Source organism: Brucella lupini, from assembly GCF_002252535.1.
GTDB classification, from domain to species: domain Bacteria; phylum Pseudomonadota; class Alphaproteobacteria; order Rhizobiales; family Rhizobiaceae; genus Brucella; species Brucella anthropi.
Genome location: NZ_NNRN01000048.1, coordinates 1 through 23,429 on the forward strand (window position 1 = coordinate 1; position 23,429 = coordinate 23,429).

A 23,429-nucleotide genomic window follows, 5' to 3' on the forward strand; every position below is an offset into this window, starting at 1 on the left:
AAACTCTCATTATAAACGGTCCAGTTTTAAGGGAGCAGAGCACTCTTTTCAAACTGACGCACCAGCTTGTACTGTCGATATTTCGCCCGAAGCTGACCAGTTGTAGTCCAATGAGCTACCTTCGCCGCCCTCAAAAGTGTGATGCGCAGTTTCGGGAATCGGTTCAACCTAGTGTTCAGTGCTGACACAATGCGCCATGCTTCGCTGAGTTCAAACTGTTGCAAGCGCGCGATCGCCTGGTTAGCGCGCCGCTCTTGCGTGTCTGCCCGATCGATAGCCCGAGTAAGCTCGTCGCTGTAGGCCGCTTCGATTTTCGAAAGCTTGTTTAAAAGCAGATCGACGGTTGCGTTCAGTGTGGCATTTTCTGCCTGGACGTCAGTTGATATGTCGCGTTCAGCACCTAGAGGTGACGTTCTGTCGGTCTCCAATTTCCTATTCGACATATTTCTCCTTCCCAAACCAACGAGCATGCTGGGCTAGCTTTAATAGCAAGCTGCCTGTGCCGTTGTTAGATAGATGATCAAGTTATATATTAGGGAAACCTAAAAAATGGCAAGATCATGAACGAGAGAATAATGGTCCCTACGTCAGAATCCATGCGCGATATTGCCAAGATGTCGGAAGTAGAACATTTCTCAGGCCAGAAATATTTGGACGCGAAACCGCGCTCAATCACCCGGCTTTTCTGGAAATTTATCTACATCTTCTCACGTCAGGAAAAGGACCGGCTTATTTCCGTTGACATGGAGAATGCTGCGCCCCAGATGACCTGCTCCCCTTGATGTCCGCGATTAGAAATTAGTTCTGTTCAGGTTTTGGTCGTTTGTGGACCGGGTTGCAAACTCATAAGGGGCAAGCCGCCACGGCTCGTATGCGGACAACTACGGTTGTAGTAGCTTCCCCATTCTTCGATGATTTGGCGAGCGTGTTGATCGCTGGTGAACAGATGTTCATTGTGACCTTTGACCTGCCCCCAGGTTTTATCCAGTTTTGAGTTCGCTCCAGCGGTTTTGGGTTGCTGTATTTGGGCGGTAGCGGCGGGTTGCGGTGCGGACCCATTTCGGCTGCGCAGTACCGCATCGCGTCGCGGGTCGATAGTCTGAGCGAACTTGGCAGGTGTCAGCCAGCCGAGAACAGAATGTGGTCGGTGCACGTGTGCCTATCGCTCGCTTCCGACCGCCACGCTTCCGTACTGTCAGCTTCTCCTCCCGATAGAATCGAAAGAGCCTTTTATGGTTCACAAGGTACGCTCGCACGGCCTCGAGGAAGTAGCCGCTTACTGGCGGGTAGCGCCCTTCGAGGGCAGCCACGGTGTAGCGCCTTCCTGTCCCCGTTCGGCCCCAACTAGCCTGCAGTGAAGCGGATATTCCCAGCGACTGGCGCTGGTGTCTGGAACGAGGTCGGAAGCTAACACGAGTGTTGACGAAACCTTAGCACCCACGCTTGGTCACAGTTTTGGACGCGCGCAGTTGAAATCGTGAGAAAAATCAGCAACCCCAGCTTAAAGGCAGCTAGTGATCAACGAACCCAAGTTAAGTGACAATTGACAACAGGTTATTTCTGTCAAAAGGCTAAATTACGTGACAGCTGATAGTATCGAGAAAAATGGCGCACCCGAAAGGATTCGAACCTCTGACCCCCAGATTCGTAGTCTGGTGCTCTATCCAGCTGAGCTACGGGTGCTTGCCTGTGTGCCGCTCGCTGCGGCGATGGGCGGTTGATAATCGGACGGATCGCTAAATGCAAGCGTCTTCTTAGAAAAAAATGTGGTTCTGTGAAGATTTCTTGTCAGGCCCCACATTTCCGGGCTTTTCGTTCAAAGTTGGCACAACGGTAGATTGCTTAAACACTTTCCTCTGCCCGTTGGGGGCTCCGGTCTCCGCGTTGCATCGGCAAATCGGGGATGCGAATCTCGAAATGTGCCCCAACTGGGCGGTCTTCTCGAAGCTCGATTGTCCCACCATGCGCGCGGATCAGTTCTTGCGCGATGGCAAGCCCAAGACCAGTGCCGTCACTGCGTGTCGATCCCTTGAAAGCCGTGAAAAGATTGTCGCGTGCTTTTTGTGGCAAACCGGGGCCGGTGTCCTCGACACCGATGATTGCCATCGTCCCGATTCTTCCGGCAGAAATCGTGAGTCGCTTGACGGTCGCGTCATCAATGCTCTGATCACGCTCCATGGCTTGCACAGAATTCCGGCAAAGATTGCTCAGCACGCGGAACAACTGCTCTGAATCGACATTGAGTTCGAAATCCTCCGGGACAAGATTCTCGAACTCAACGCTGCTTTCTGACCTGGGGCTCAGGGTTTCCTGAACGTCAGCGATAATTGTGTGCAGCAGAACGCGACGCGGGCGCGGTGGTGCTTCTTGCGAGCGACCATAGGCCATGACGCTTTCGGAATAGCTGATCGCGCGGCTGAGAGTGCGGATAAGTTTGGGTGCAAACCGCTGCACCATTGGGTCTTCGGTATCGGCAAGCCGGTCAGACATCAACTGCGCTGAGGCCAGAATATTGCGCATGTCGTGGTTGATTTTGGAGACGGCGAGGCCAAGATCGGCGAGATGTTTCTGTTCTTTGAGCGTTCTCTGAAGGTCGCTCTGAATATGCGATATCTGACGCTGGGCCACGCCGAATTCGTCCTTGCGGTTTTCTGGCACAAGGATCAGCGCGGGATTGTCAGGGGATGAGGCGAAATCGATCATGTTGCGATGCATGATACGCACCGGCCGCAACAGCATTTCGTGAATGATCAGGTAAATCAGGCTCGCCGCTATGACTGAAATGATGAGCGAGATAAAAGTCACGTTGCGCGCATAGACGAGCATAGCGTGTCGGAGGGGTGCATCCGAGGTCACGATTTCAATAATACGTCCCGGAGAACTGGATGGCGAAACCGAACCATAGATTCGTAGCGTTCTGTCTCCGCCGTTGAACAAGGTTCCGAATGCGTCCCATATGGCAGCTGCTTCGCTGATATTGTTGAGATCAATGACCTGGTCAATCTTGCCGGGTACTTCCGACATGGCGAGCAGACGCGAAGCACCGGCTTCACGCATGGCTATGGCTTTCGTACCGGTTGCCAGAAGTACCTTGTCCTGAATGTCACGCGGCACATCCATATCGCCGCCTGCGGCGAGAACCTCGCTGACCGCGCCCACCGTATCAAGTCTCGAACTCATCCAGCGCACGCGCATATTGGCAACAGACGGGACGAAGATCAGAACTTCGGTGATCAGCACGGCAAGTGCGGTCAAGAGCAATAGCTTGCTCGAAAGCCGGTTTCGCCAGGGTAAACGTGTGAACTGGGTTGACGAGAGCCGTTCCGTGGTCGCAGTTTGGGAGGCCGCTTCAGGGGAAGGCGTGCCCGTATCTGTGGTCTTTTCAACAACCGCCATAGCCTGTGCTTCCAACGCGAGGTGAACCGGCCTAATCGCCGCAGTGCCTCAACCTGTGTGCCATCGAAACGCAATACATAAAGGTAGCCTCCTATATATGGAGCCGATCGATAAATCCAACAGCCTTTGTTCAATCGGTTAAGAACGCACCCGCTCCCGGGATCTCTGCGAGCAGTATTACCGAAATTTAACTCGACGCCTTGAGATCGTGCGTGCAAAGTCTTGGTTGGAAAAATCCATGCATCCTGATGGGTTGCATGATTTGCGCAATGTGAAGGCAATCATCATTCTGATACTATTTGCTGGCATTTTCCGCGCCCGACAAATTGGTTTCGAAAACGAGGGCCGTCAGGTGACGGTAGGCCTTGCCGGAGAGCTGAATGAAATCCTGGAAGCAGATTGCCTTGTGCCTGCTCATAGCTGCGGCTGCCGTTGGCGGCTGGTATGCCTATAAGAACAAGAATGATGTGGTGAAGACCGCAGCAACGGGCGAGGAAGCGCCGAAAGGCGAAGGCGGGCGATCCGCACCACTCGTTGTTGTCGAGGCCGCCGGCGAAGAGACCATCAACAACCGTTTGACGGCTATCGGTTCGGCACGGGCTCTCAGCACCGTGTCGATAACCCCGTACTCCAGCGGTTACATGACGAAGCTTTACGTCAAGGCGGGCGATAGCGTGAAGGAAGGCGACTCGATTGCCGAACTTGACGCCGAGACGGAAAAGATCGCTGTCGCTAAGGCCGAGACGGCGTTGAAGGATGCGCAGACGACACGCCAGCGCATTGCAAAATTGCGAGCGACGAACACCGCAACTGAAGTTCAGGTGGTTGAGACTGAGCTGGCGGTCGCCAATGCGCAGCTTGCTTTGCAGGACGCGCAGCTCGCCTTGAGCCGTCGCACGGTTCGTGCGCCAATCTCCGGTATTGTTGGTATTCTTCCTGTCAATGTGGGTAACTACATTACCGCACAGACTTCCATCGGTCGTATCGATGACCGGTCGAAAGTGCTGATCGATATATGGGTGCCAGAACGCTTCGCACCGCAAATCAAGGTTGGCCAGCCGTTGACAGCGGAATCGACCGCTTTCCCGGGTGAGACCTATAGCGGCGAGATCAACGCGGTTGACAATATGCTGGATGAAGCCAGCCGTACGCTGCATGTTCGCGCAGAAGTGCCGAACACGCAGGATCGTCTGCGCGCGGGCATGTCGTTCTCCGTCACGGTTCTCTTTCCGGGTGATCGCTATCCTTCGGTCGACCCGCTGGCCATTCAATGGGGGGCTGACGGTTCCTATGTGTGGCGTGTTGAGGACGGTGTCGCCAAGAGAATTGTCGCGCGTATCGTTCAGCGCAATTCAACCAACATTCTCATCGATGGTCCGGTGAAGCAGGGCGACATGATCGTTACGCAAGGTGTTCAAACCGTGCGCGATGATGCGCCGGTACGTGTAAAGGACGAGCAGGGTACGGCACTGGCTGATCCTGTTTCGATAACACGTACTGCAGGATGAGGGTAAACGCGTGACCGGTCACAATTCCTCATCCAGTAGCGGCGGATCGACGGCGCTTTTCATCCGTCGTCCAGTTTTTGCTTTCGTTATCAACGTTCTGATTGTCGTCGCGGGTCTTGCTGCTTTCACAGGCGTCGATATTCGCGAACTGCCGGACGTTGACCGGCCTGTGGTGACAATCAGCACGGATTTCAGTGGTGCATCCGCTGAAACTATTGACCGTCAGTTGACACAGGTTCTCGAAAACGCTGTCGCGCGCGTTTCGGGCGTAAAATCTATTTCTTCAACATCGTCGTTTGAACGCAGCCGCGTCACGGTGGAGTTCAACGATGGTGTAGACCTCAACGTTGCCGCCGCCGACATGCGCGATGCGATTTCCCGTGTCGCCAATGACGTGCCGGAAGAAGCGGACCCGTCGCGCATCATCAAGGCCGATTCCAACGCTGATCCCGTGATGCGTCTGGCGGTTACGTCCGACACCATGTCTGTCGATGACATGACGGTGCTGGTCGAAGACCAGATACAGGATATCCTCTCCGCGGTTCCGGGCGTGGCTGACGTCCAGATCAACGGTGACCGCGACAAGATATTCCGCATCGATATCAATCAGGCGCGCCTTGCGAGCTATGGTCTGACCATTGCGGATATTTCTACGGCGCTTTCTTCCATGGGGCTGGACGCCCCTGCCGGTTCTTTGCGTAGCGCCGATCAGTCCATCGTTGTCCGTGCCACGGCCAATCTGGAAAAGCCTGAGGATTTCGAGAACGTCTACATCAACGGACGCACGCAGATCCGCGATGTTGCTACCGTCACGCTTGGGCCGGATATCGAAAGCTCGGCGGTCCGGTCCAACGGCAAGACGGCAATTGGTCTCGGCATCGTCCGTCAGGCACAGTCGAATACGCTCGATATCTCGGAGGGCATTCGGGCAGCGGTCGCCAATTTGCAGAAAACCTTGCCCGCGGGCGTGAATATCGCCGTTACCAGTGACGATGCGAATTTCATCAATGGCGCTATCCACGAGGTGGAAATCGCACTGATCGCGTCAGTGATCATCGTTGTGGCGATTATCTTCGTGTTCCTCTGGGATATACGCGCAACGCTCATCCCGGCCTTGTCCATGCCTGTCGCTTTGATCGGCACGATCGCCGCCATCTATCTGGCAGGATTCTCGGTCAATATTCTTACCCTTCTGGCTTTGGTGCTCGCCACAGGTCTCGTGGTCGATGACGCCATTGTTGTGTTGGAAAACGTTGTCCGGCGACGCAATCAGGGCATGGGGCCGCGTGCTGCGGCAGTCCTCGGCACGCAGGAAGTCTTCTTCGCCGTTATTGCCACGACGCTGACTTTGGCGGCAGTCTTCGTTCCAATTTCGTTTCTGCCGGGGCAGGCGGGTGGTCTGTTCCGTGAATTCGGCTTCGTGCTGGCAATTGCTGTTCTTCTGTCATCTGTTGTTGCGTTGACGCTTTGCCCCATGCTTGCCTCTCGCTTCCTCAAGGAAGGGAATGGCGAAGACGGCGGCCACGGTCCGCTTTTCCTGCGTCGTATTGGCGGCGGGCTTGCGACCTTCTATAAAAAGACGCTGCACATCTGTCTGTCGGCGCCATTCGTTGTTGTGCTGGTGGCAATGCTTTTCGCAGGCGCATCCTTTGTCGGCTACGGTCTGATCCGTCAGGAACTGACGCCCTCGGAAGATCGTGCCGTTGCACTGCTGCGTATCAATGGGCCGCAGGGCATCAGTGTGGAGTTCCTCCAGTCTCAGCTCGACAAGATTGAGGAGGCCGTCCAGCCTCTGCGCGATAGCGGTGAAATCATTACTACTTATGCCATCGCAGGTTCCGGCGGGTCGTCCAATAACGGCTTTGTTGTCCTGACGCTGGCACCGTGGAAGGAACGCGCGCGCAGCCAGCAGGAAATCATGGCTGACATTACCCAGCGCATCAAAGGCATAACGGCGGTGCGTATTTTTACCACCCAACCGAACAGCCTTGGTATTCGTGGTGCGGGCAACGGTTTGCAGTTTGCCATAGTCGGTAGCGATTATGCCAAGCTACAGCCTGCCGCGCAGGCGGTCGTTGCCGCGCTGGAAAAGGATCCACGGTTCGTGCAGCCGCGACTGTCCGTCGAGCCGACCCAGCCGCAGCTTTCCGTCGAGATCAATCGCGAACGAGCATCCGATCTTGGTATCGACATCACAGGGCTTGCGAATGCTGTGCAGTCGGTACTCGACGGTCGCAAGATCGGATCGGTTTATGTCGGAGATCGCAGTTTCGATGTGAAACTCGTTGCCACCACCAACCCGATCAACGATCCGACCGATCTTGAAAACATATTCATGAAGACGACGGACGGTCGTTATGTGCCGATGTCGTCTATTGCTACGGTCGTTGAGAAAGCGGTTCCGCCGCAGCTTGATCGCGAGACGCGCCAGCGCTCGGTGTCCATAACGACAAATCTGCGCGACGATTTCGCTTTGGGGGACGCCTATAAGGTCGCACAGGAAATCGCGGCACCTTTGCTGCCTCCGGGAAGCCATATCATTCCGCTGGCGGAAGCTTCGACGCTCAGCGAAACATCAAGCGGCCTGGCAATGGTGTTCGGTTTTGCCATCATCATCATTCTTCTGGTGCTGGCAGCGCAGTTTGAAAGCTTTGTCAGTGCGCTGATCGTGATGGCGACGGTTCCTCTCGGGCTTGGTTGTGCGGTTTTTGCGATGCTGCTCACAGGTACGAGCCTGAACGTCTACAGCCAGATCGGTCTCGTGCTTCTGGTCGGCATCATGGCCAAGAATGGTATCCTGATTGTCGAATTCGCAGATCAATTGCGTGACAAGGGCTTGAGCGTTCGAGAAGCAATCGAGGAAGCATCCAACATTCGTCTTCGCCCGGTCTGCATGACGATGATCTGCGCCGTGCTTGGCGGTGTGCCGCTGGTTTTGGCAAGTGGCGCTGGCGCAGAAGCCCGTGTGGCTCTGGGCTGGGTCATTGTGGGTGGTCTTGGATTAGCAACGATTGCTACGCTTTATGTAACGCCGGTCGCCTATCTGCTGCTGGGACGCTTTACGCAGCCCAAAGCCGAAGAGGAAGCACGGCTCGAAAGAGAGCTGAACTACGCCCTTAAAGGGAAGTCACAAAAGGGTGGCACCGCTGAACCGGCGGAATAAACAAAAAGAAACCGGCCTTTTGGGGCCGGTTTTTTGCTGTTTTGAACGGGATCACTTCTTCATGGCGTCGGTTATCTTGGCTGTCCACGCGCCTTCCGGTTTCTTGGTGATGACGGGGTCGGAGCCACCGCCCAGAAGCGTTTCCACGGTGCGGTCGGCAGCCGCCACATCAAGGGTGCCATCGGAGCCGTCAACCAGCTTGCCGATTTCCTTGACCATACGTTCCTGAACTTCCTTGGTCTGAGCACCGGAAGCATCGTTGTCGAGTATGATATCAGCTGCTTCTCCAGGGTTCTCGGATGCGTATTTCCAGCCCTTCATTGAGGCACGGACAAAACGGGCGAGCTTGTCGACCATTGCCGGATCATCTAGGCTCTTTTCCAGCACATAGAGACCGTCTTCCAGCGTGGCGACGCCTTGCTCTTCATATGGGAAGACCACAAGCTGATCGGCTGGAATGCCTGCATCAATCACCTGCCAATATTCATTATAGGTCATTGTAGAAATGCAGTCGGCCTGCTTCTGGATCAGCGGGTCGACGTTGAAGCCCTGCTTGAGCACGGTCACGCCATCCTTGCCGCCTTCGGTCGGAATTTTCAGATGGCTCATCCATGACAGGAACGGGTATTCATTGCCGCCGAACCAGACACCGAGCGTGCGACCCTTGAAGTCTTCCGGCTTGGTGATGTTAGTATCCTTGCGGCAGGTCAGCATCATGCCGGACTTCTTGAAGGGCTGGGCGATGTTGACGAGCGGGACGCCTTTTTCACGGGTCGCGAGCGCCGACGGCATCCAGTCAACCACAACATCCGCGCCACCACCGGCAATCACCTGCGGCGGAGCGACGTCCGGTCCGCCCGGCTTGATATCGACATCGAGATTTTCTTCCTCATAGAAGCCTTTGTCCTTGGCTACATAGTAACCGGCAAATTGCCCCTGCGTCACCCATTTGAGCTGCAAGGTCAGCTTGTCGGCTGCCATTGCCGAACTGCTCATAAGCGCGAGCGCCAGTCCGGCTGTTCCAAGGCATAAAGAAATTGCCTTTTTCATTTCAGTTCTCCTCTGGTTCTTTTTATTGCCGCGCATTTTGCCCGAAAACCGGTTCCCACTTTTCGGAATGCACTTTGGTCTGCCTTATTTTTGCAGATGCCAATTATTCAGGCTTATGCCCTCCTGTATGAAGGGTGCCAGAATGTCATTCTGCGCTCGATCAGCGCGATCAGCCCATAAGAGAGCGATCCCGCAAGAGCAGCTACAAAGATTTCAGCCCAAACCATATCCACATTCATGCGCCCGATTTCCGCAGAGATGCGGAACCCCATGCCGACAATCGGCGTGCCGAAAAACTCCGCCACGATCGCTCCGATAAGTGCGAGGGTGGAATTGATCTTGAGAGCGTTGAATATGAACGGCATGGCCGCTGGAAGACGCAGCTTGAACAATGTCTGCCAGTAGCTTGAGCCGTAGGTTTCCATCATGTCCCGTTCCATTGCCCCGGTACTGGCAAGGCCCGCAACCGTGTTCACCAGCATAGGGAAGAAGGTCATGATGATGACGACCGCTGCTTTCGATTGCCAGTCGAAGCCAAACCACATCACCATGATCGGTGCGACGCCCACGATTGGAAGTGCTGCAGCCAGATTGCCGAGCGGTAACAGCCCTTTACGCAGGAATGGAATCCGGTCGGCGATGATGGCGGTTATGAAACCGAGACCGCATCCCGCCACATAGCCGATGATGACGGCCTTCAGAAAGGTCTGTCGGAAATCCGCCCAGAGAATTGGTACGGACGCCGTTATGCGTGCCCAGATTGCTGATGGTGCTGGAAGGAGAACCTGAGGAATAGCGAAAAGCCGGACGGTTACTTCCCAGAGCAATAACATCGCGATGCCAAAGAGCGCTGGCACTGCGATATCCAGAAGCTTTTGGCCCAAAGGGTTACGGGTCTTGAGACTTGCGACCCAACCCACAACCAGCCATGAAACAGCTATTAGCGCTATGACGGATAGGATGCCTGTCATCATGTGGCTGCCCTTTCCGGCTTTACACCCATGCGTCGGTTCACAAGCTGTGCCGCGACGCCAATCAGCGCAACCAGCACCGCAGCCATCAGAGCAGCGGCAACGAGTGCTGCCCATATCTGCACGGTCTGGCCATAGTACGAGCCTGCAAGCAGCCGAGCACCAAGACCGGCAACTGCACCGGTTGGCAATTCACCGACAATAGCGCCAACGAGGCTGATCGCGACGGCGATCTGCATCGATGTGAACAGGAATGGCATGGCCGCAGGCCAGCGCAGTTTCCAGAACACCTGCGATCTTGATGCATTATAGGTGCGCATGAGGTCGAGATGCATCACATCAGGCGATCTCAGCCCCTTCACCATTCCCACTGCCACGGGAAAGAAAGAGAGATAGGTGGAGATGATAGCTTTGGGCAGCAAGCCCGATATGCCAATGGCATTCAGGACCACGATAATCATCGGCGCGATGGCGAGGATCGGGATCGTTTGTGAGGTGATGATCCATGGCATCAGGCTCTTGTCGAGTGTGCGGGAATGAACAATTCCTACAGCGAGAAGAACGCCCAGCGCCGACCCAAGCACAAAACCGAGCAGGGTGGACGATAGTGTGACCCATCCGTGATAGATCAGGCTGCGCTTGGAACTCGGTTTGACACCGAAGACGGTTTTCCAGATTTCTTCAGCTACCTGATGCGGTGCGGGCAGGACCGGTCGGTCCTGATGCATCGTATTGGCAACAAGCGTCGAGAAGGTGATTTCTGTCCCTGCGCGTGTCGCCTGATCACGCTCAAACGGGGCGTTGAGTACCGCCGCCAGGCCGTACCAAAGCGCAATAATGACGGCGAGTATAGTCGCCACGGGGATGAATCTGTCGTGCAGGAAGCCTTTCATGGACGATCTCCAGCACGATGCCGTTGAAAAGTGCCCTTATTCATGGATGTGTCCCAAACGCAAACCCTCACGGACGCGGTGGGCAATTTTCAGGAACGCTTCGGACTCCCTGATTTCAAGTGGTCTGTCCGGGCCAAGATCGCAATCGATGATTTCATGAATGCGGCCTGGGCGCGGGCTCATGACAACGATCTTGGTTGAGAGAAACACCGCTTCCGGGATCGAGTGTGTGACGAAAATCACTGTTTTGCGGGTTGCTGCCCAAAGCTTGAGAAGCTGTTCGTTGAGATGATCGCGCACGATTTCGTCCAGAGCGCCGAAGGGCTCGTCCATCAGCAGCATATCAGGATCGAATGATAATGCGCGGGCTATCGATGCGCGCTGTTGCATGCCGCCGGAAAGCTGCCAGGGATATTTTTTGTCAAAGCCTGAGAGATTGACGAGCGCGAGGTTCTTTTCGATCCGCTCGCGCCTTTCTGCCTTGGAGAACCCCATAATCTCCAGCGGCAGGCTGATATTGTCTTCGATGGTGCGCCACGGAAACAGAGCGGCCGCCTGAAATACGTAACCATAGGACCGGTCCAGACGGGCTTGCTCCGGTGTTTTGCCGTTGACCGTGACAGAACCTGATGTCGGTTGCTCCAGATCGGCCACGACGCGCATCAAGGTAGTCTTGCCGCATCCCGAAGGTCCGATGAAGGAAACGAACTCGCCGCGCTTGACGGCAAGATCAATATTGGACAGCGCATGGACAGGTCCGTCATTCGTCTCGAAGACGAGCGACAAGTCTTTGATGTCGATCACTGTCTGCGCATTTGCCTCGCCCCTCTCCGGGGCCATGCTGTCATTCAAGTTCATGCGCGGTTCCCGAAGCTGGACGATGGCCATGTCTCAGACCCCTATCGGCATATGTTCGGCGCTGCGTTCCACCTTGCGCGGCGCAACGATTTCCTTCCATTGTGACAGTGCCCGATTGACTGCACCGTTCGGCTCGCGCTCGACGAAGCGCCCGTCGCCTGGCTCTGCCGTGACGTGTCCCTTGTCGAAAGCGATACGTCCGCGTGAAAGCGTCGTCCTCGGCAGGCCCTTGAGCTCAAAACCTTCGAACACGTTGTAATCAATCGAGGAAAGCTGTGTTTTTGCAGAAACCTTCTTGGTTGCCTCCGGATCCCAGATGACAAGATCAGCGTCAGCACCCGGCAGCACTGCGCCTTTCTGCGGATAGATGTTCAAGATCTTGGCAATGTTTGTGGAGGTGACAGCAACAAATTCATTTGGCGTCAGGCGACCAGTGCGCACGCCGCGTGACCACAACACTGGCATACGTTCTTCCAGACCACCCGTTCCATTCGGAATCTTGGTGAAATTGCCGATGCCGTATCGCTTCTGTTCAGTAGTGAATGCGCAATGGTCGGTTGCAACGCATTGCAGGCTTCCAGCCGCAAGACCGGCCCAGAGACTATCCTGATTGACCTTGTCACGGAATGGCGGAGACATTACCCGGCGTGCCGCATAATCCCAATCCTTGTTATGATATTCGCTTTCGTCCAGCGTCAGATGCTGGATCAGCGGCTCGCCGAACACGCGCATACCCTTTTGCCGGGCGCGGCGGATCGCTTCATGGCTCTGTTCGCAGGAAACATGCACGACATAGAGCGGAACGCCTGCCTGATCGGCAATCATGATCGCGCGATTGGTTGCTTCACCCTCCACTTCCGGCGGACGCGAATAGGCATGGGCTTCCGGTCCGTCATTGTCTTCGGCCATCAGTTTAGCCTGCAGCTGCGCAACGATATCGCCGTTTTCAGCATGGACGAGCGGCATGGCGCCCAGTTCAGCACAACGCTGGAACGACGCGAACATCTCGTCATCATTCACCATCAACGCGCCCTTATAGGCCATGAAGTGTTTGAAGGTGTTGATGCCGCGCTTCACCACCTCGGCCATTTCGTTGAACGTGCGCTCGTTCCAGCCGGTAATCGCCATGTGGAACGAATAATCGGTGCGCGCCTTGCCAGCCTTCTGGAACCACTCCTGAAGCGCGTCGAGCAGGTTACCTTCGGAATCCGGCAGCACGAAATCGACCACCATCGTCGTCCCGCCAGAAAGGGCAGCCGCTGTTCCAGTATCGAAATCGTCGGAAGAATAGGTCCCCATGAAGGGCATTTGCAGATGGGTGTGCGGGTCGATGCCACCCGGCATGATATAACAGCCGGATGCATCTATGACTTCATCGCCGGAGAGATTGTCGCCGACAGCAACAATCTTTTCGCCTTCGATGAGAACATCGGCTTTAAAGGTGCGGTCAGCCGTGATGACGGTTCCGCCTTTGATGACCTTTGCCATTGTTCGTCGTTCCCCTTTTTGGTTTTGTTGCGAACAGTAGCAGTAGTGGATGGTTGTGAAATCAGCTTACAATTTCAGCAGTCTCCAATACCGCATGCAGAAGCACGTCGGTTCCCGCCGACGCCCATTCCTTCGAAATATCCTCGTCTTCATTGTGGCTGAGCCCGTCCACGCATGGGCACATGACCATGGCCGTTGGTGCGACGCGATTGACCCAGCAGGCATCGTGGCCTGCGCCGGAAACGATGTTGCGATGGCTGTAGCCAAGTCGCTCTGCCGCATTGCGGATCGCCACCACACAACCATCATCAAAGGTCACCGGGTCGAAATGTCCGGCCACCTCAATCTCGATGCCGATGTCCAGTTCTGCGGCAATCTTCGGCGCTTCCTTTTCAAACCGCGTTTTCATGTCATCCAGCACATCCTGGTTGGGCGAACGGAAATCCACAGTGAAAACGATCTGGCCCGGAAGCACATTGCGTGAATTGGGTGAAACGTCGATATGGCCGACACCGCCAACCGCATCCGGCTGGTGGGACATGGCGATTTCGTTGACGAGTTGCAGCATCTTGCCGAGGCCAAGGCTCGCATTCTTGCGCATCTTCATAGGCGTAGAGCCGGTATGCGCCTCCTTGCCGGTCAAGGTCACCTGCAGCCACCACAGCCCCTGACCGTGCGTGACAACACCGATATCCTTGTGCTCAACTTCAAGGATTGGTCCCTGTTCGATATGAAGCTCGAACATCGCATGGATTTTGCGCTGCCCGACCGGTTCATCGCCTTTCCAGCCGATGCGCTCCAGTTCGTCTCCGAATTTCTTGCCTTTGGCGTCGGTGCGCTGATAGGCCCAGTCCTGCTCGTGGACACCGGCAAAAACACCGGATGAGAGCATCGCTGGGGCAAATCGCGTGCCTTCCTCATTCGTCCAGTTGACGACGACGATTGGCCGCTTTGTCTTGATATTCATATCGTTGAGCGTGCGCATGACTTCGAGGCCGCCGAGCACGCCCAGCACGCCATCGAATTTACCACCCGTCGGCTGCGTGTCGAGATGGCTGCCCATATAGACCGGATCGGCGTCGGCATCTTCGCCGGGGCGGAGGAAGAACATGTTCCCCATCGTGTCCACGCCCATGGAAAGTCCGGATTTTTCGCACCAGCTCTGAAACAGTTTGCGGCCTTCGCCGTCCTCATCGGTCAAGGTCTGGCGGTTATTGCCACCGCGCACACCGGGGCCGATCTGGGCCATGTCCATCAGACTGTCCCAAAGACGATCGCCATTGACTCTAAGATTGCTGGTGAGCACCATGCGCTCTGCCTCCGCATTATGTATGTGCGTTTAAATTCGGGCCATTATACTTCTAGCCCGTATCCACCCGCCAATATATGTTCCCACGACCCGGCTCTTTGGCCACAATATTCTTGCCTTGCGGGCAAAAACTTGACTAGTTGGTCAAATTGCAGGCTAGAAGAGCGTTTGAATATGGTCAAGCGCTTTTGAAAAATTCTACACTGCTGAAAGGTGTCAAATGGCCACAGCTCCTTCAGACTCACGGACCGACACGGTTGAAAACGAGAAGATGTCGAACGACAAGTCGGAAGGCGCGACGCGCATTCAGGGTATAAATCGCAGGCTTATCCTCGATGCAGCGCTGGAGGTTTTTTCCGCTTATGGCTTTCGAGGTTCGACGGTCGACCAGATCGCCGAGAAGGCAGGCATGTCGAAGCCAAACCTGCTTTATTATTTCCCGCGCAAGCAGAATATTTATGTGACCGTGCTGGAAGATACGCTTGCCACCTGGCTGGAGCCTTTCGAACACATTAATCCGGACGGTGATCCGCTGGAAGAATTGCGGCGCTACATTGCTGTGAAGCTTGAAATGTCGGCGAAGAAACCGGAGGCTTCGCGCCTTTTCGCCAATGAGATACTGCATGGCGCTCCGGCGATTTCTGACTTTCTCAAAGGGCACCTGAAGCAGTTGGTCGATGAAAAAGCGGCAGTCATTCATCGATGGATTGCTGAAAAACGCTTGGCTCCGGTCGATCCTTATCATCTGATTTTCACCATATGGGCGGTAACGCAGCACTATTCGGATTTTTCCGTGCAGGTCGGGGCCGTTCTCGGCAGGCGGTCGGAGGAGGCCGGTTTTTATGATGAGACGGCCAAAGCTGTGAGTGCCATTATTCTTGACGGCATCCGCCCACGAAACGAAAATTCGTCATCATGAAAACGATTCTTATTGCAGCAGCCATTGTCCGTGATGAAGCGGGCCGTTTCCTCCTCGCGCGCAAGCGGGGCAGCGAGATTTTTTTCCAGCCAGGCGGCAAGATCGATGCAGGCGAGCAGCCTGAAACAGCCCTTATCCGCGAAATCGAGGAAGAGCTTGGCATTCGCATTGACGAGGACCAGTTAAGCTATGCTGCGAAAATGTCAGCGCCTGCAGCTAACGAGCTTGATGCAACGGTTGAAGCAGAGCTGTTTCACCTCACGCTGAAGGAAGGGCAGGTGCCTGCCGCTTCCAGCGAGATTGAAGAGCTGATCTGGCTCAAAGCTGGCGATCAAAGCCGCCCTGTTGCCCTGCTTTCACAGAGCATTCAGGCGCGGTTTTTGGATGCAGTTTAAGCGCTCTCGACGCGATTTCCTTCGCCATCGAAAAGATGCAGGTGCTGTGCTGGGAAGCTCACCTGAATGGAACCCTGCGCATGAAGCGCATCGCGATCCAGCGTGAAAATCTTGAACGGCAATCCATGCAGGCTGAGATGCAGGATAATGCCGAAGCCGGTTGGCTCGACCAGATCGACATCAGTCGTCAGGCCTGCTGAATTCTCGATATGCACATGCTCTGGACGAATGCCAAGCGTGGCGTTCGCGCCATCCTTGAGTTTTACGGGCTGCGGCAATGCGATGAGCGTGCCGTCCTTGAGTTTCAGACGCGGACCACCATCCTGTTCAAGATAGGTCACATCGAGGAAGTTCATGGCGGGTGAGCCGATGAAACCTGCCACGAAGAGATTGGCCGGGTGGTCATAAAGCTCCAGTGGAGAGCCGACCTGTTGCACCACGCCACCATGCATGGCGACAATACGGTCAGCCAGAGTCATGGCTTCGATCTGGTCATGCGTTACATAGATCGACGTGGCTTTCAGCTCGCCATGCAGCTTCTTGATTTCAGCACGCATCTGCTCGCGCAGCCGTGCGTCGAGGTTGGAAAGCGGCTCGTCAAAGAGGAAGGCCTTGGGCTGACGCACAATGGCGCGGCCCATGGCAACACGCTGACGTTGGCCGCCGGAAAGTGCTTTCGGACGACGCTCCAGCAAAGGATCAAGGCCGAGCTTGGCGGCGGTCGATTTGATGGCGCTTGCGATCTTTTCTTTCGGCGTTTTGCGCAGTCGCATGCTGTAGCTCATATTGTCGGCGACACTCATATGCGGATAGAGCGCATAGGACTGAAACACCATCGCAATATCGCGATCTTTGGGTGCCAGCTCATTGACGCGCTTGCCACTGATCTGCACCTGACCGGCAGTGATGTCTTCAAGGCCTGCAATCATGCGCAGCAATGTGGATTTGCCACAGCCTGACGGGCCGACCAGCACGATGAATTCGCCATCTTTGATCTCAAGGTCAACGCCGTGCAGAACAGCATGTTCGCCATAGCTTTTGCGGACTGACTGAATATCGATGGAAGCCATAGGGAAAAATCCTTTCAGCCTTTGACCGCGCCAGCCGTGAGGCCCTGCACGAGATATCGTTGAATGAGGAAGAAGAAGAGACAGGCCGGGATCAGCGCGAGCACGCCCGCTGCCATCATCTGTCCGAAATCGACCGAGAACTTTGAGACGAAGCTCAAAAGCCCGACCGGGAACGTGGCTGAATCATTGCCGGAAATCAGCATCAGCGCGAACAGAAGCTCGCTCCACGCTGCGGTGAAAACAAAGCCGAGCGTTGCAGCAATACCGGGCAGGGTCAGCGGCAGAATGATCTGGCGGAAAGCCATGAACTGCGTTGCGCCGTCGATCTTGGCGGCTTCTTCGAGATCCTTCGGAATGCCGTCGAAGAACGATTGCATCAGGAAGGTTGCAAAAGGCACATTGAATGCCGAATAGACGATGATGAGGCCGATCAGGCTGTTGGTGAGACCGAGCGGTGCCATGATCTTGTAGATCGGCGCGATCAGCATCACGAGCGGGAACATCTGCGTCAGCAGCATCAGCGCCACAATCCAGTATTTTGCACGGAAATTGAAACGTGACAGCGCATAGCCGGAGAGCGATGCCAGTAGCGTAACGATGATGGCGGTTGAGCCGGATACGATCAGGCTGTTGCGGAAGAACAGCGGAAATGAGCTGTTATTCAAAACATGGCTGAAGTGATCGAACGTCATGCGCGATGGCCAGAGCCGTACGCCTTCGCTGTAAAGCAGATCATTGGGCGTGACGGAAACCTTCACCAGCCAGAAGATCGGAAACAGCGCGAACAGGACGAACAGCAGAATGGCAATGCGATGCGCGCCGACAAGGAGGAGTTTACGGTTTGTCATGGCCTCAATCCTTGTTCAGCAGCGTCTGGCGCAACAGCACGATGAGCATTGAATAGACCATCAGCAGGACAAGCAGGACCATCGCAATTGCCGAGGCATAGCCGAAATCGAGCCGTTTGAAGGCCTGCGTGAAGATGTAGCTGGCGACGATCTGTGTCCGGTCGGCAGGGCCGCCACCGGTCATCACGACAATCAGATCGGCACTGTTGGCAATCCAGACGGTGCGCAGCAAAATGGTGATGGCCATGGTTGGCGCAAGATAGGGAAGTGTGATCGAGAGAAAACGCTGGACTGGGCCGGCGCCATCGATGGCTGCTGCTTCATAAAGGTCGCGCGGGATAGCCTGCAAAGCGGCCAGCATGGTGATGGCAAAGAACGGAATACCCCACCACACACCCGCGGTAATGATGCCCCACATCGCAAGATTGGGGTCGGAAAGGATATTGTCTGGCGCGCTTAGAAGGCCGATTGCATGCAGCCAGTGCGGTAGTGGGCCGATCACCGGATTAAAAAGCCACGCAAAGTTAAGACCTGTGAGGAAAGTCGGCACAGCCCATGGCAGGAAGATCAGCGCCTGTGCCAGCCCACGTCCGGCAAATGGTTTGTCGAGCAGCAGGGCAAGAATAAGCCCGAACACGAATTGCAGCAGCACCGAACAACCGGTCCACCAGAGTGTGTTTTTCAAGGAACGATAGAAAGCCTGATCGGTCGCAAGTTCGCGGAAATGATCAAGCCCCACATAGCCACCCGAAAACGGGTTAAGCAACTGAATGTCGCGAAAGGCATAGGAGACGCCGAGGACCAGCGGAACCAGCATGATAGCGCCGATGAGGATCAGTGCGGGGGCGCTGTAGAGATAAGGTTCGGAGGCGTGCGCAAGTCGCTGCAGAAAACTGCGGCGATCCTGTCTTGGCACGTCGTTGTGCACCGGGGCCTTTATGGAAGCGGTGTCGTTCATCATTTTTCCCTTCGCGGGGCTGCATCATTCGCTTTGCAGGCGCGGTCTTCCACGCCTGCAAGCTGTTCATGGTGCTATTGCTTTGAAAGGTGCTTCTGCTGTGCCTTGGTCAGATATTCTGCCCACTGGTCGGCCAGCTGATCCGGCGTGATGTCGCCGAGAAGCGCTTCCTGCGAGGTCTTGATGACGAGCGAATCCTTGAAGAAGGCAAACTCTTCCAGATAGGTCGGCATCACGGTTGGAACGACATTCTTGTCAGCCAGTTCATCGAACCAGCCCTTGAACTGCTCGCCGCTATAGAACGGATCGTTCTGAGCGGATTTGAGAACCGGCAAGGCACCGGTGCGCTTGTTCCATTCGATGTTGCCTTCCGGGCCTTCAAGCATCGAGATCAGCTTCCAGGAGAGGTCCTTGTTCTGGCTACCGCTCATCATCGACCAGCCGGCAAAACCGATGGTCGGGAAGGTTTTGCCATCCGGGCCCTTTGGCATGATGGTGACGCCGAAATCTTCCGGCTTCATGCGTTCGGCAATGGCGATCAGCGCATCTGGATCTTGGTTGAGGAAGGCGCAGGTGCCGCTATAGAAACCGGCGACGGTTTCGTTGAAGCCCCAGTTGACGCTGTCCTTCGGTGCAAGGCCGTTCTTGTAGAGATCGACCATCCAGGTGATGCCCTTTTTCCAGCCTTCGCTGTTCATGGTCGAGGTGCCGTCTTCGTTGAAGAACTTATTGTCACCGGCCATGGATGCGGCAAAAATCACCCAGCCATTGAGACCACCGGGGCCACCACGCATACAGAAGCCGGACTTGCCGGGAAGGGCTGCGATCTTTTTGGAGGCTTCGACAAATTCGTCCATCGTCTTTGGCGGCTCGGACACACCAGCCTCAGACAGCAGCTTCTTGTTGTAGAACATGGCGTTCAGATAGAAGCCGTAAGGCAGCGTATAGGCTGTGTTGTTGACACTGCGGCCAAGCTCAAGTGCGCGCTCGGTCAGGTCTGGCGTGGTTTCCCACTTTTCGAGATATGGCTCGAGGTTTTCCAGCATGCCATTGTTGGCATAGAGCGAAACCCAGGTGTCCGGCATTTCCATGACATCGGGAATTTCACCAGCCGAAACCATGGTTGCGAATTTCTGGAAGGATTCGCCCCATGGCAGCGAGATGATTTCGACCTTGGTACCCGGATTGGCTGCCTCAAACTTGGCAACGATGGATTCAAGCGTCTTGGTGCGTTCCGGGCTGGTGATGACTTCAACAAGCTTCAGAGTGGTATCGGCAAGCGCCGTACCGCTCAAAAGCATGGTTGCGAATGCGGCTGCTATTAGTTTTTTCATTGCAGTTCCCCTTATTGCTCCTCACTGGATTTTCGTTATTCGGTCGATGCTGCGAGCGCTCCTTCAATATCCCGCCACAGCGCTTCCGTTCCTTCCAGTCCGACATGCAGGCGCACGGAGCGCGGGTCGATGCCGAACGTATGTGCCGAATTTGGCTGTGCTTTCTGCTGCAGCACGACTTCGCCCGGCACGATCAGGCTTTCATGACCGCCCCAGCTCACGCCGAGCTTGAACAGATCGAGATGATTGCAGAATTCGCGAATGTTCACGCCTTCCCGGAAGATGACCGAGAACAGACCGGACGTACCCTTGAGACCCGCAGGCAGACGATTGGCAAGTGCCGGGTGGCAGACGGTTTCAACCACATCCAGTGCCTGAAGACGCTTTGCAATTTCCAGTGCCGAAGCCTCGTGCGCCTTCATGCGCGTCGGCAAAGTGCGCATGCCACGCACCAGAAGCCACGCATCAAACGGTGAAAGCTTGCCGCCGAGATATGGATAGGTTTCTGCGCGGATTGTATTGATCAGGGCTTTCGATCCGGTCACGACACCGGCCACGACATCGCTATGGCCACCGAGATATTTCGATGCCGAATGCACGACGAGATCAACGCCAAGCGACAGTGGGCGCTGGAAGATCGGGCTGGCCCAGCTGTTGTCGATGATGCTCAGCACGCCATGCTGCCTGGCAATCGCTGCCAGGGCACCGACATCATGGGCTTCCATGACCCAGCTCGTCGGGCTTTCCATGTAGAAGAGCTTTGCACCGGGCAGGGCTTTTGCAACCGCTTCCTCGTCGCGGCCATCGACGTAGTCTACCTGCACCTGCATACGCTTCATAATGGTGCCAAACAGGCGGAATGCATCCGGGTAGACATGACGTACCGCAACGATGCGATCACCGGGATTGACGAAGGCCAGCACACTTGAAGAGATGGCAGCCATGCCGCTGGCAAAGCCCAGCGCGTCTTCGCCGCCTTCAAGTTTTGCCAGCATTTCTTCAAATGCCCGCACGGTCGGGTTGAGGCCGCGTGTGTAGATCGGGCGAACCTTTTCGCCGCGATAAGAGGCGACCATGTCGTCATAGCTTGGGAAGGTGAAAAGCGAGGTCTGCACGATGGGTGGAACCACGGCGTCGTAGGCATTGCTTTCATCATGAGCAACCGTAAGCGCTGCGAAATCCAGCGGATCCATCCCGTCGGTCATTTGGACATTTCCTTGATGTCTTCCTCGACAATGTCGAGGATCTTGAGTGTTTCCTGCCGTGCGGCTTCAGGGTCCTGAGCCACGATGGCGTTAAAGAGCGTGCGGTGGAACGGAAAGGTCCGCCGCGCGAAGTCGATCCGCTCAAACGGATGATCCCAGAAGTGCAAGAAGGCTTCGCGCATCTGTTCGAGCAATTGTCTGAAAAGCGGATTATGGGTCGCGTCGTAAATGGCGAGATGAAACGCCAGATCTTCCGGGCCTGACGTGCCTTCCGCGATATGAACGCGCTCCATCTCATTGAGATTGCGTTCGATGATGACGAGGTCTTCCGCCGTGCGTTTGCGGGCGGCGACCATGCTGGCCTCGGCTTCGATGCCACGGCGCACTTCAAGCGATTGCAGCAATGCATCGCGCAATTGCGCGGGGTCGAATGAAAGCGGCATATGAATGGTTGCTGCCGAAATTGGCTTGAGCAGATAGGTGCCGCTGCCTTTGCGAGCTTCGATCACACCCAATGCCTGAAAATGACGGATTGCTTCGCGAATGGTGGAGCGCCCCACGGCCAGTGCAGCCATCAATTCACGTTCAGCCGGGAGGCGATCACCGGCCTGAAGATGCGCTGTCGCGATGTAGTTGGCGAGCGCGTCTGTTACCTGCCGGGCGCGATCCATCGGCGGTAGTGGTGCAATCTGCAGCAGCCTGCGATCTTTCATTCTGCCTCCATTTCACAGATTGGCCCAGAGATCAGCCCAGAGTCTCAACGCGCAATCAGGTCAGAGCCGGTTCCCTTATTGGTTCTTAAATTGGTCTGACATCATAGTAATATCGACAGGAATTCGAGACTGTCAAGCGCGGTTTATTTGCGAGTGAATAGACTGTTTGCATGCGCATGCTTTTCCGATTGCGCTTCGGCAAGCTTGCTCCTATCAATCGCTGGAAGAGGCGGCGCGTCCCAAAAAGTGTGAAGCGGTTTTTGGATAAGACGCGCTGAAAAAGGAGTGCGGCATGCTGCATGCCGCGATCGAGGAGATACCCATGCAATTGAAGGCATCCGAAAAGCGGACGCTTGGCCGAACTGGTTTGACTGTAACCGCGCTTGGTCTGGGAACCGCGCCTTTGGGCGGACTGTATGCGCCGGTTTCGCGTGCTGATGCGGACGCTTTGCTGGAAGCTGGTTGGGGCAGCGGTATCCGTTATTTCGACAGTGCGCCGATGTATGGCTATGGCCGATGCGAGCACCTTCTTGGCGATATGCTGCGTGAAAAACCCGAGCGCGCCGTCATTTCCACCAAAGTCGGGCGTCTGATGACCAATGAGCGTGCTGGTCGCACGCTGCCACCATCGCCGTCAAAGAATCCGCTCGATTCGGGCTGGCATAATGGCCTCAATTTCCGTGAGGTTTTCGATTACAGCTATGATGGCGTCATGCGCAGCTTCGATGACAGCCAACAGCGCCTCGGCTTTCCTGAAATCGATCTTCTGTATGTCCACGATATTGGCCGTGTGACCCATGCCGACAGGCACGAGTTTCACTGGAACGCGCTGACCAGGGGCGGTGGTTTCCGTGCGCTGACCGAGTTGCGCGCGGCAGGTAATATCAAGGGCTTTGGTCTTGGTGTGAACGAATGGCAGATCATTCGCGATGCGCTGGAAGAAGCTGATCTTGATTGCTCGCTTCTCGCTGGCCGTTATTCACTGCTCGATCAGGTTTCTGAAAAAGAGTTCCTGCCGCTGGCGCAAAAGCGTGGCATGGCGCTGGTGATTGCTGGTGTATTCAATTCAGGCATTCTGGCGGCACCGCGCGGCGGCGAACAGAAGTTCGACTATGCCGATGCACCTGCTGAAATCATTGTACGCACCAATCGCCTGCATGATATTTGCGATGAGTATCATGTGCCGCTTGCCGCTGCTGCCATGCAGTTTCCGTTAAGGCATGAGGCCGTTAGCTCCATTCTGATCGGTGTCCGTTCGCCGGAACAGATCAGGCAAAATGTGGTCTGGTTCGAGCAGTCTATCCCGGATGAATTCTGGCAGACCTTGCACTCTGACGGTCTTATTTCGTAA

Annotated in this window: 20 protein-coding genes, 1 tRNA gene and 2 pseudogenes; 6 read left to right on the forward strand and 17 right to left on the reverse strand. The window is 55.5% G+C overall.

The features are described from left to right. Nucleotides 1-26: 26 nt before the first annotated feature. Nucleotides 27-443 (reverse strand): hypothetical protein, encoded by a 417-nt coding sequence (locus CES86_RS14515; RefSeq protein WP_094514758.1) that lies wholly within the window; start codon nt 441-443, stop codon nt 27-29. A 132-nt stretch (nt 444-575) separates the two neighbouring features. On the opposite strand from CES86_RS14515, the gene CES86_RS14520 reads away from it, so the two are divergent. Beyond that, nucleotides 576-782, forward strand: coding sequence for a hypothetical protein (locus tag CES86_RS14520; protein WP_143851084.1), 207 nt, complete (start codon nt 576-578; stop codon nt 780-782). Nucleotides 783-791: 9 nt separating this feature from the next. Here CES86_RS14520 and CES86_RS28290 read toward each other — a convergent pair. The 4 genes and pseudogenes from CES86_RS28290 to CES86_RS14540 all read right to left on the reverse strand — a co-directional run bounded on the left by CES86_RS28290 (nt 792) and on the right by CES86_RS14540 (nt 3,396). Next, a pseudogene (locus CES86_RS28290) lies at nt 792-1,024 on the reverse strand (integrase core domain-containing protein). Continuing rightward, nucleotides 981-1,147: pseudogene (locus CES86_RS28295) on the reverse strand (IS3 family transposase); the annotation flags it as partial. The pseudogenes CES86_RS28295 and CES86_RS28290, both read right to left, overlap by 44 nt. 459 nt (nt 1,148-1,606) lie before the next feature. Further along, nucleotides 1,607-1,683, reverse strand: a tRNA-Arg gene (locus CES86_RS14535). Nucleotides 1,684-1,842: 159 nt separating this feature from the next. After that, nucleotides 1,843-3,396 carry a sensor histidine kinase gene (locus CES86_RS14540; protein ID WP_029925795.1) on the reverse strand — a complete coding sequence of 518 codons (1,554 nt, stop codon included), beginning with the start codon at nt 3,394-3,396 and terminating at the stop codon, nt 1,843-1,845. A gap of 380 nt (nt 3,397-3,776) precedes the next feature. Here CES86_RS14540 and CES86_RS14545 point away from each other — a divergent pair, with 380 nt between their 5' ends. Both CES86_RS14545 and CES86_RS14550 read left to right on the forward strand, forming a co-directional pair. Continuing rightward, nucleotides 3,777-4,904 carry an efflux RND transporter periplasmic adaptor subunit gene (locus tag CES86_RS14545; protein WP_010658164.1) on the forward strand — a complete coding sequence of 376 codons (1,128 nt, stop codon included), beginning with the start codon at nt 3,777-3,779 and terminating at the stop codon, nt 4,902-4,904. Between the two features lie 10 nt (nt 4,905-4,914). Next, nucleotides 4,915-8,067: an efflux RND transporter permease subunit gene (locus CES86_RS14550; RefSeq protein ID WP_010658165.1), complete on the forward strand. Its 3,153-nt coding sequence runs from the start codon at nt 4,915-4,917 to the stop codon at nt 8,065-8,067. Between the two features lie 51 nt (nt 8,068-8,118). Here CES86_RS14550 and CES86_RS14555 read toward each other — a convergent pair whose 3' ends face one another. From CES86_RS14555 to CES86_RS14580, 6 genes are all read right to left on the reverse strand, one after another. Next, nucleotides 8,119-9,117, reverse strand: coding sequence for an ABC transporter substrate-binding protein (locus CES86_RS14555; RefSeq protein WP_010658166.1), 999 nt, complete (start codon nt 9,115-9,117; stop codon nt 8,119-8,121). A 113-nt stretch (nt 9,118-9,230) separates the two neighbouring features. Further along, complete coding sequence (locus CES86_RS14560; protein WP_010658167.1) at nt 9,231-10,091, reverse strand: ABC transporter permease; 861 nt, start codon at nt 10,089-10,091, stop codon at nt 9,231-9,233. Further along, nucleotides 10,088-10,981, reverse strand: a complete 894-nt coding sequence (locus CES86_RS14565) for an ABC transporter permease (protein WP_010658168.1) — start codon at nt 10,979-10,981, stop codon at nt 10,088-10,090. The genes CES86_RS14560 and CES86_RS14565 overlap by 4 nt, the downstream gene beginning before the upstream one ends. A gap of 36 nt (nt 10,982-11,017) precedes the next feature. Beyond that, nucleotides 11,018-11,839 (reverse strand): ABC transporter ATP-binding protein, encoded by an 822-nt coding sequence (locus CES86_RS14570; RefSeq protein ID WP_080574579.1) that lies wholly within the window; start codon nt 11,837-11,839, stop codon nt 11,018-11,020. Between the two features lie 33 nt (nt 11,840-11,872). Next, the gene (gene hydA / locus CES86_RS14575) at nt 11,873-13,327 is read right to left on the reverse strand and encodes a dihydropyrimidinase (RefSeq protein ID WP_094514763.1); all 1,455 of its coding nucleotides are present in this window, start codon (nt 13,325-13,327) and stop codon (nt 11,873-11,875) included. Between the two features lie 61 nt (nt 13,328-13,388). Continuing rightward, a complete protein-coding gene (locus CES86_RS14580) occupies nt 13,389-14,636 on the reverse strand; it encodes a Zn-dependent hydrolase (RefSeq protein WP_010658171.1) in 1,248 nt (415 codons plus the stop codon). Nucleotides 14,637-14,856: 220 nt separating this feature from the next. Here CES86_RS14580 and rutR point away from each other — a divergent pair, with 220 nt between their 5' ends. Together rutR and CES86_RS14590 are read left to right on the forward strand one after the other, a co-directional pair. Further along, nucleotides 14,857-15,555 carry an HTH-type transcriptional regulator RutR gene (gene rutR / locus CES86_RS14585; protein WP_012090679.1) on the forward strand — a complete coding sequence of 233 codons (699 nt, stop codon included), beginning with the start codon at nt 14,857-14,859 and terminating at the stop codon, nt 15,553-15,555. Beyond that, nucleotides 15,552-15,950 (forward strand): NUDIX hydrolase, encoded by a 399-nt coding sequence (locus tag CES86_RS14590; RefSeq protein ID WP_094514765.1) that lies wholly within the window; start codon nt 15,552-15,554, stop codon nt 15,948-15,950. Before rutR ends, CES86_RS14590 begins: the two co-directional genes overlap by 4 nt. Here CES86_RS14590 and CES86_RS14595 read toward each other — a convergent pair. The 6 genes from CES86_RS14595 to CES86_RS14620 all read right to left on the reverse strand — a co-directional run bounded on the left by CES86_RS14595 (nt 15,947) and on the right by CES86_RS14620 (nt 22,078). Then, nucleotides 15,947-17,020 carry an ABC transporter ATP-binding protein gene (locus CES86_RS14595; RefSeq protein ID WP_094514766.1) on the reverse strand — a complete coding sequence of 358 codons (1,074 nt, stop codon included), beginning with the start codon at nt 17,018-17,020 and terminating at the stop codon, nt 15,947-15,949. The two genes, CES86_RS14590 and CES86_RS14595, sit on opposite strands and share 4 nt — an antisense overlap. A 14-nt stretch (nt 17,021-17,034) precedes the next feature. Continuing rightward, entirely contained in the window at nt 17,035-17,868 is an 834-nt protein-coding gene (locus CES86_RS14600) for a carbohydrate ABC transporter permease (protein ID WP_010658175.1), read from the reverse strand. Nucleotides 17,869-17,872: 4 nt separating this feature from the next. Then, nucleotides 17,873-18,826: a carbohydrate ABC transporter permease gene (locus CES86_RS14605; protein ID WP_094514768.1), complete on the reverse strand. Its 954-nt coding sequence runs from the start codon at nt 18,824-18,826 to the stop codon at nt 17,873-17,875. 74 nt (nt 18,827-18,900) lie between these two features. Then, nucleotides 18,901-20,160, reverse strand: a complete 1,260-nt coding sequence (locus CES86_RS14610) for an ABC transporter substrate-binding protein (protein WP_010658177.1) — start codon at nt 20,158-20,160, stop codon at nt 18,901-18,903. A gap of 35 nt (nt 20,161-20,195) precedes the next feature. Continuing rightward, nucleotides 20,196-21,365 (reverse strand): PLP-dependent transferase, encoded by a 1,170-nt coding sequence (locus tag CES86_RS14615; protein ID WP_010658178.1) that lies wholly within the window; start codon nt 21,363-21,365, stop codon nt 20,196-20,198. Further along, nucleotides 21,362-22,078, reverse strand: a complete 717-nt coding sequence (locus tag CES86_RS14620) for a FadR/GntR family transcriptional regulator (protein ID WP_010658179.1) — start codon at nt 22,076-22,078, stop codon at nt 21,362-21,364. The genes CES86_RS14615 and CES86_RS14620 overlap by 4 nt, the downstream gene beginning before the upstream one ends. A gap of 322 nt (nt 22,079-22,400) precedes the next feature. Between CES86_RS14620 and CES86_RS14630 the strand changes: the two genes are divergently transcribed. Further along, nucleotides 22,401-23,429 carry an aldo/keto reductase gene (locus CES86_RS14630; RefSeq protein ID WP_094514769.1) on the forward strand — a complete coding sequence of 343 codons (1,029 nt, stop codon included), beginning with the start codon at nt 22,401-22,403 and terminating at the stop codon, nt 23,427-23,429.

Bases quoted from the DNA above. Each gene is read 5' to 3' on its own strand.
- CES86_RS14560 (WP_010658167.1), bottom strand. From the start codon at position 10,091: ATGATGACAGGCATCCTATCCGTCATAGCGCTAATAGCTGTTTCATGG.
- CES86_RS14605 (WP_094514768.1), bottom strand. From the start codon at position 18,826: ATGAACGACACCGCTTCCATAAAGGCCCCGGTGCACAACGACGTGCCA.
- CES86_RS14555 (WP_010658166.1), bottom strand. From the start codon at position 9,117: ATGAAAAAGGCAATTTCTTTATGCCTTGGAACAGCCGGACTGGCGCTC.
- CES86_RS14565 (WP_010658168.1), bottom strand. From the start codon at position 10,981: ATGAAAGGCTTCCTGCACGACAGATTCATCCCCGTGGCGACTATACTC.
- CES86_RS14600 (WP_010658175.1), bottom strand. From the start codon at position 17,868: ATGACAAACCGTAAACTCCTCCTTGTCGGCGCGCATCGCATTGCCATT.
- CES86_RS14630 (WP_094514769.1), top strand. From the start codon at position 22,401: ATGCAATTGAAGGCATCCGAAAAGCGGACGCTTGGCCGAACTGGTTTG.
- rutR (WP_012090679.1), top strand. From the start codon at position 14,857: ATGGCCACAGCTCCTTCAGACTCACGGACCGACACGGTTGAAAACGAG.
- CES86_RS14570 (WP_080574579.1), bottom strand. From the start codon at position 11,839: ATGAACTTGAATGACAGCATGGCCCCGGAGAGGGGCGAGGCAAATGCG.
- CES86_RS14590 (WP_094514765.1), top strand. From the start codon at position 15,552: ATGAAAACGATTCTTATTGCAGCAGCCATTGTCCGTGATGAAGCGGGC.
- CES86_RS14515 (WP_094514758.1), bottom strand. From the start codon at position 443: ATGTCGAATAGGAAATTGGAGACCGACAGAACGTCACCTCTAGGTGCT.
- CES86_RS14595 (WP_094514766.1), bottom strand. From the start codon at position 17,020: ATGGCTTCCATCGATATTCAGTCAGTCCGCAAAAGCTATGGCGAACAT.
- CES86_RS14620 (WP_010658179.1), bottom strand. From the start codon at position 22,078: ATGAAAGATCGCAGGCTGCTGCAGATTGCACCACTACCGCCGATGGAT.
- CES86_RS14520 (WP_143851084.1), top strand. From the start codon at position 576: ATGGTCCCTACGTCAGAATCCATGCGCGATATTGCCAAGATGTCGGAA.
- hydA (WP_094514763.1), bottom strand. From the start codon at position 13,327: ATGGCAAAGGTCATCAAAGGCGGAACCGTCATCACGGCTGACCGCACC.
- CES86_RS14540 (WP_029925795.1), bottom strand. From the start codon at position 3,396: ATGGCGGTTGTTGAAAAGACCACAGATACGGGCACGCCTTCCCCTGAA.
- CES86_RS14610 (WP_010658177.1), bottom strand. From the start codon at position 20,160: ATGAAAAAACTAATAGCAGCCGCATTCGCAACCATGCTTTTGAGCGGT.
- CES86_RS14580 (WP_010658171.1), bottom strand. From the start codon at position 14,636: ATGGTGCTCACCAGCAATCTTAGAGTCAATGGCGATCGTCTTTGGGAC.
- CES86_RS14545 (WP_010658164.1), top strand. From the start codon at position 3,777: ATGAAATCCTGGAAGCAGATTGCCTTGTGCCTGCTCATAGCTGCGGCT.
- CES86_RS14615 (WP_010658178.1), bottom strand. From the start codon at position 21,365: ATGACCGACGGGATGGATCCGCTGGATTTCGCAGCGCTTACGGTTGCT.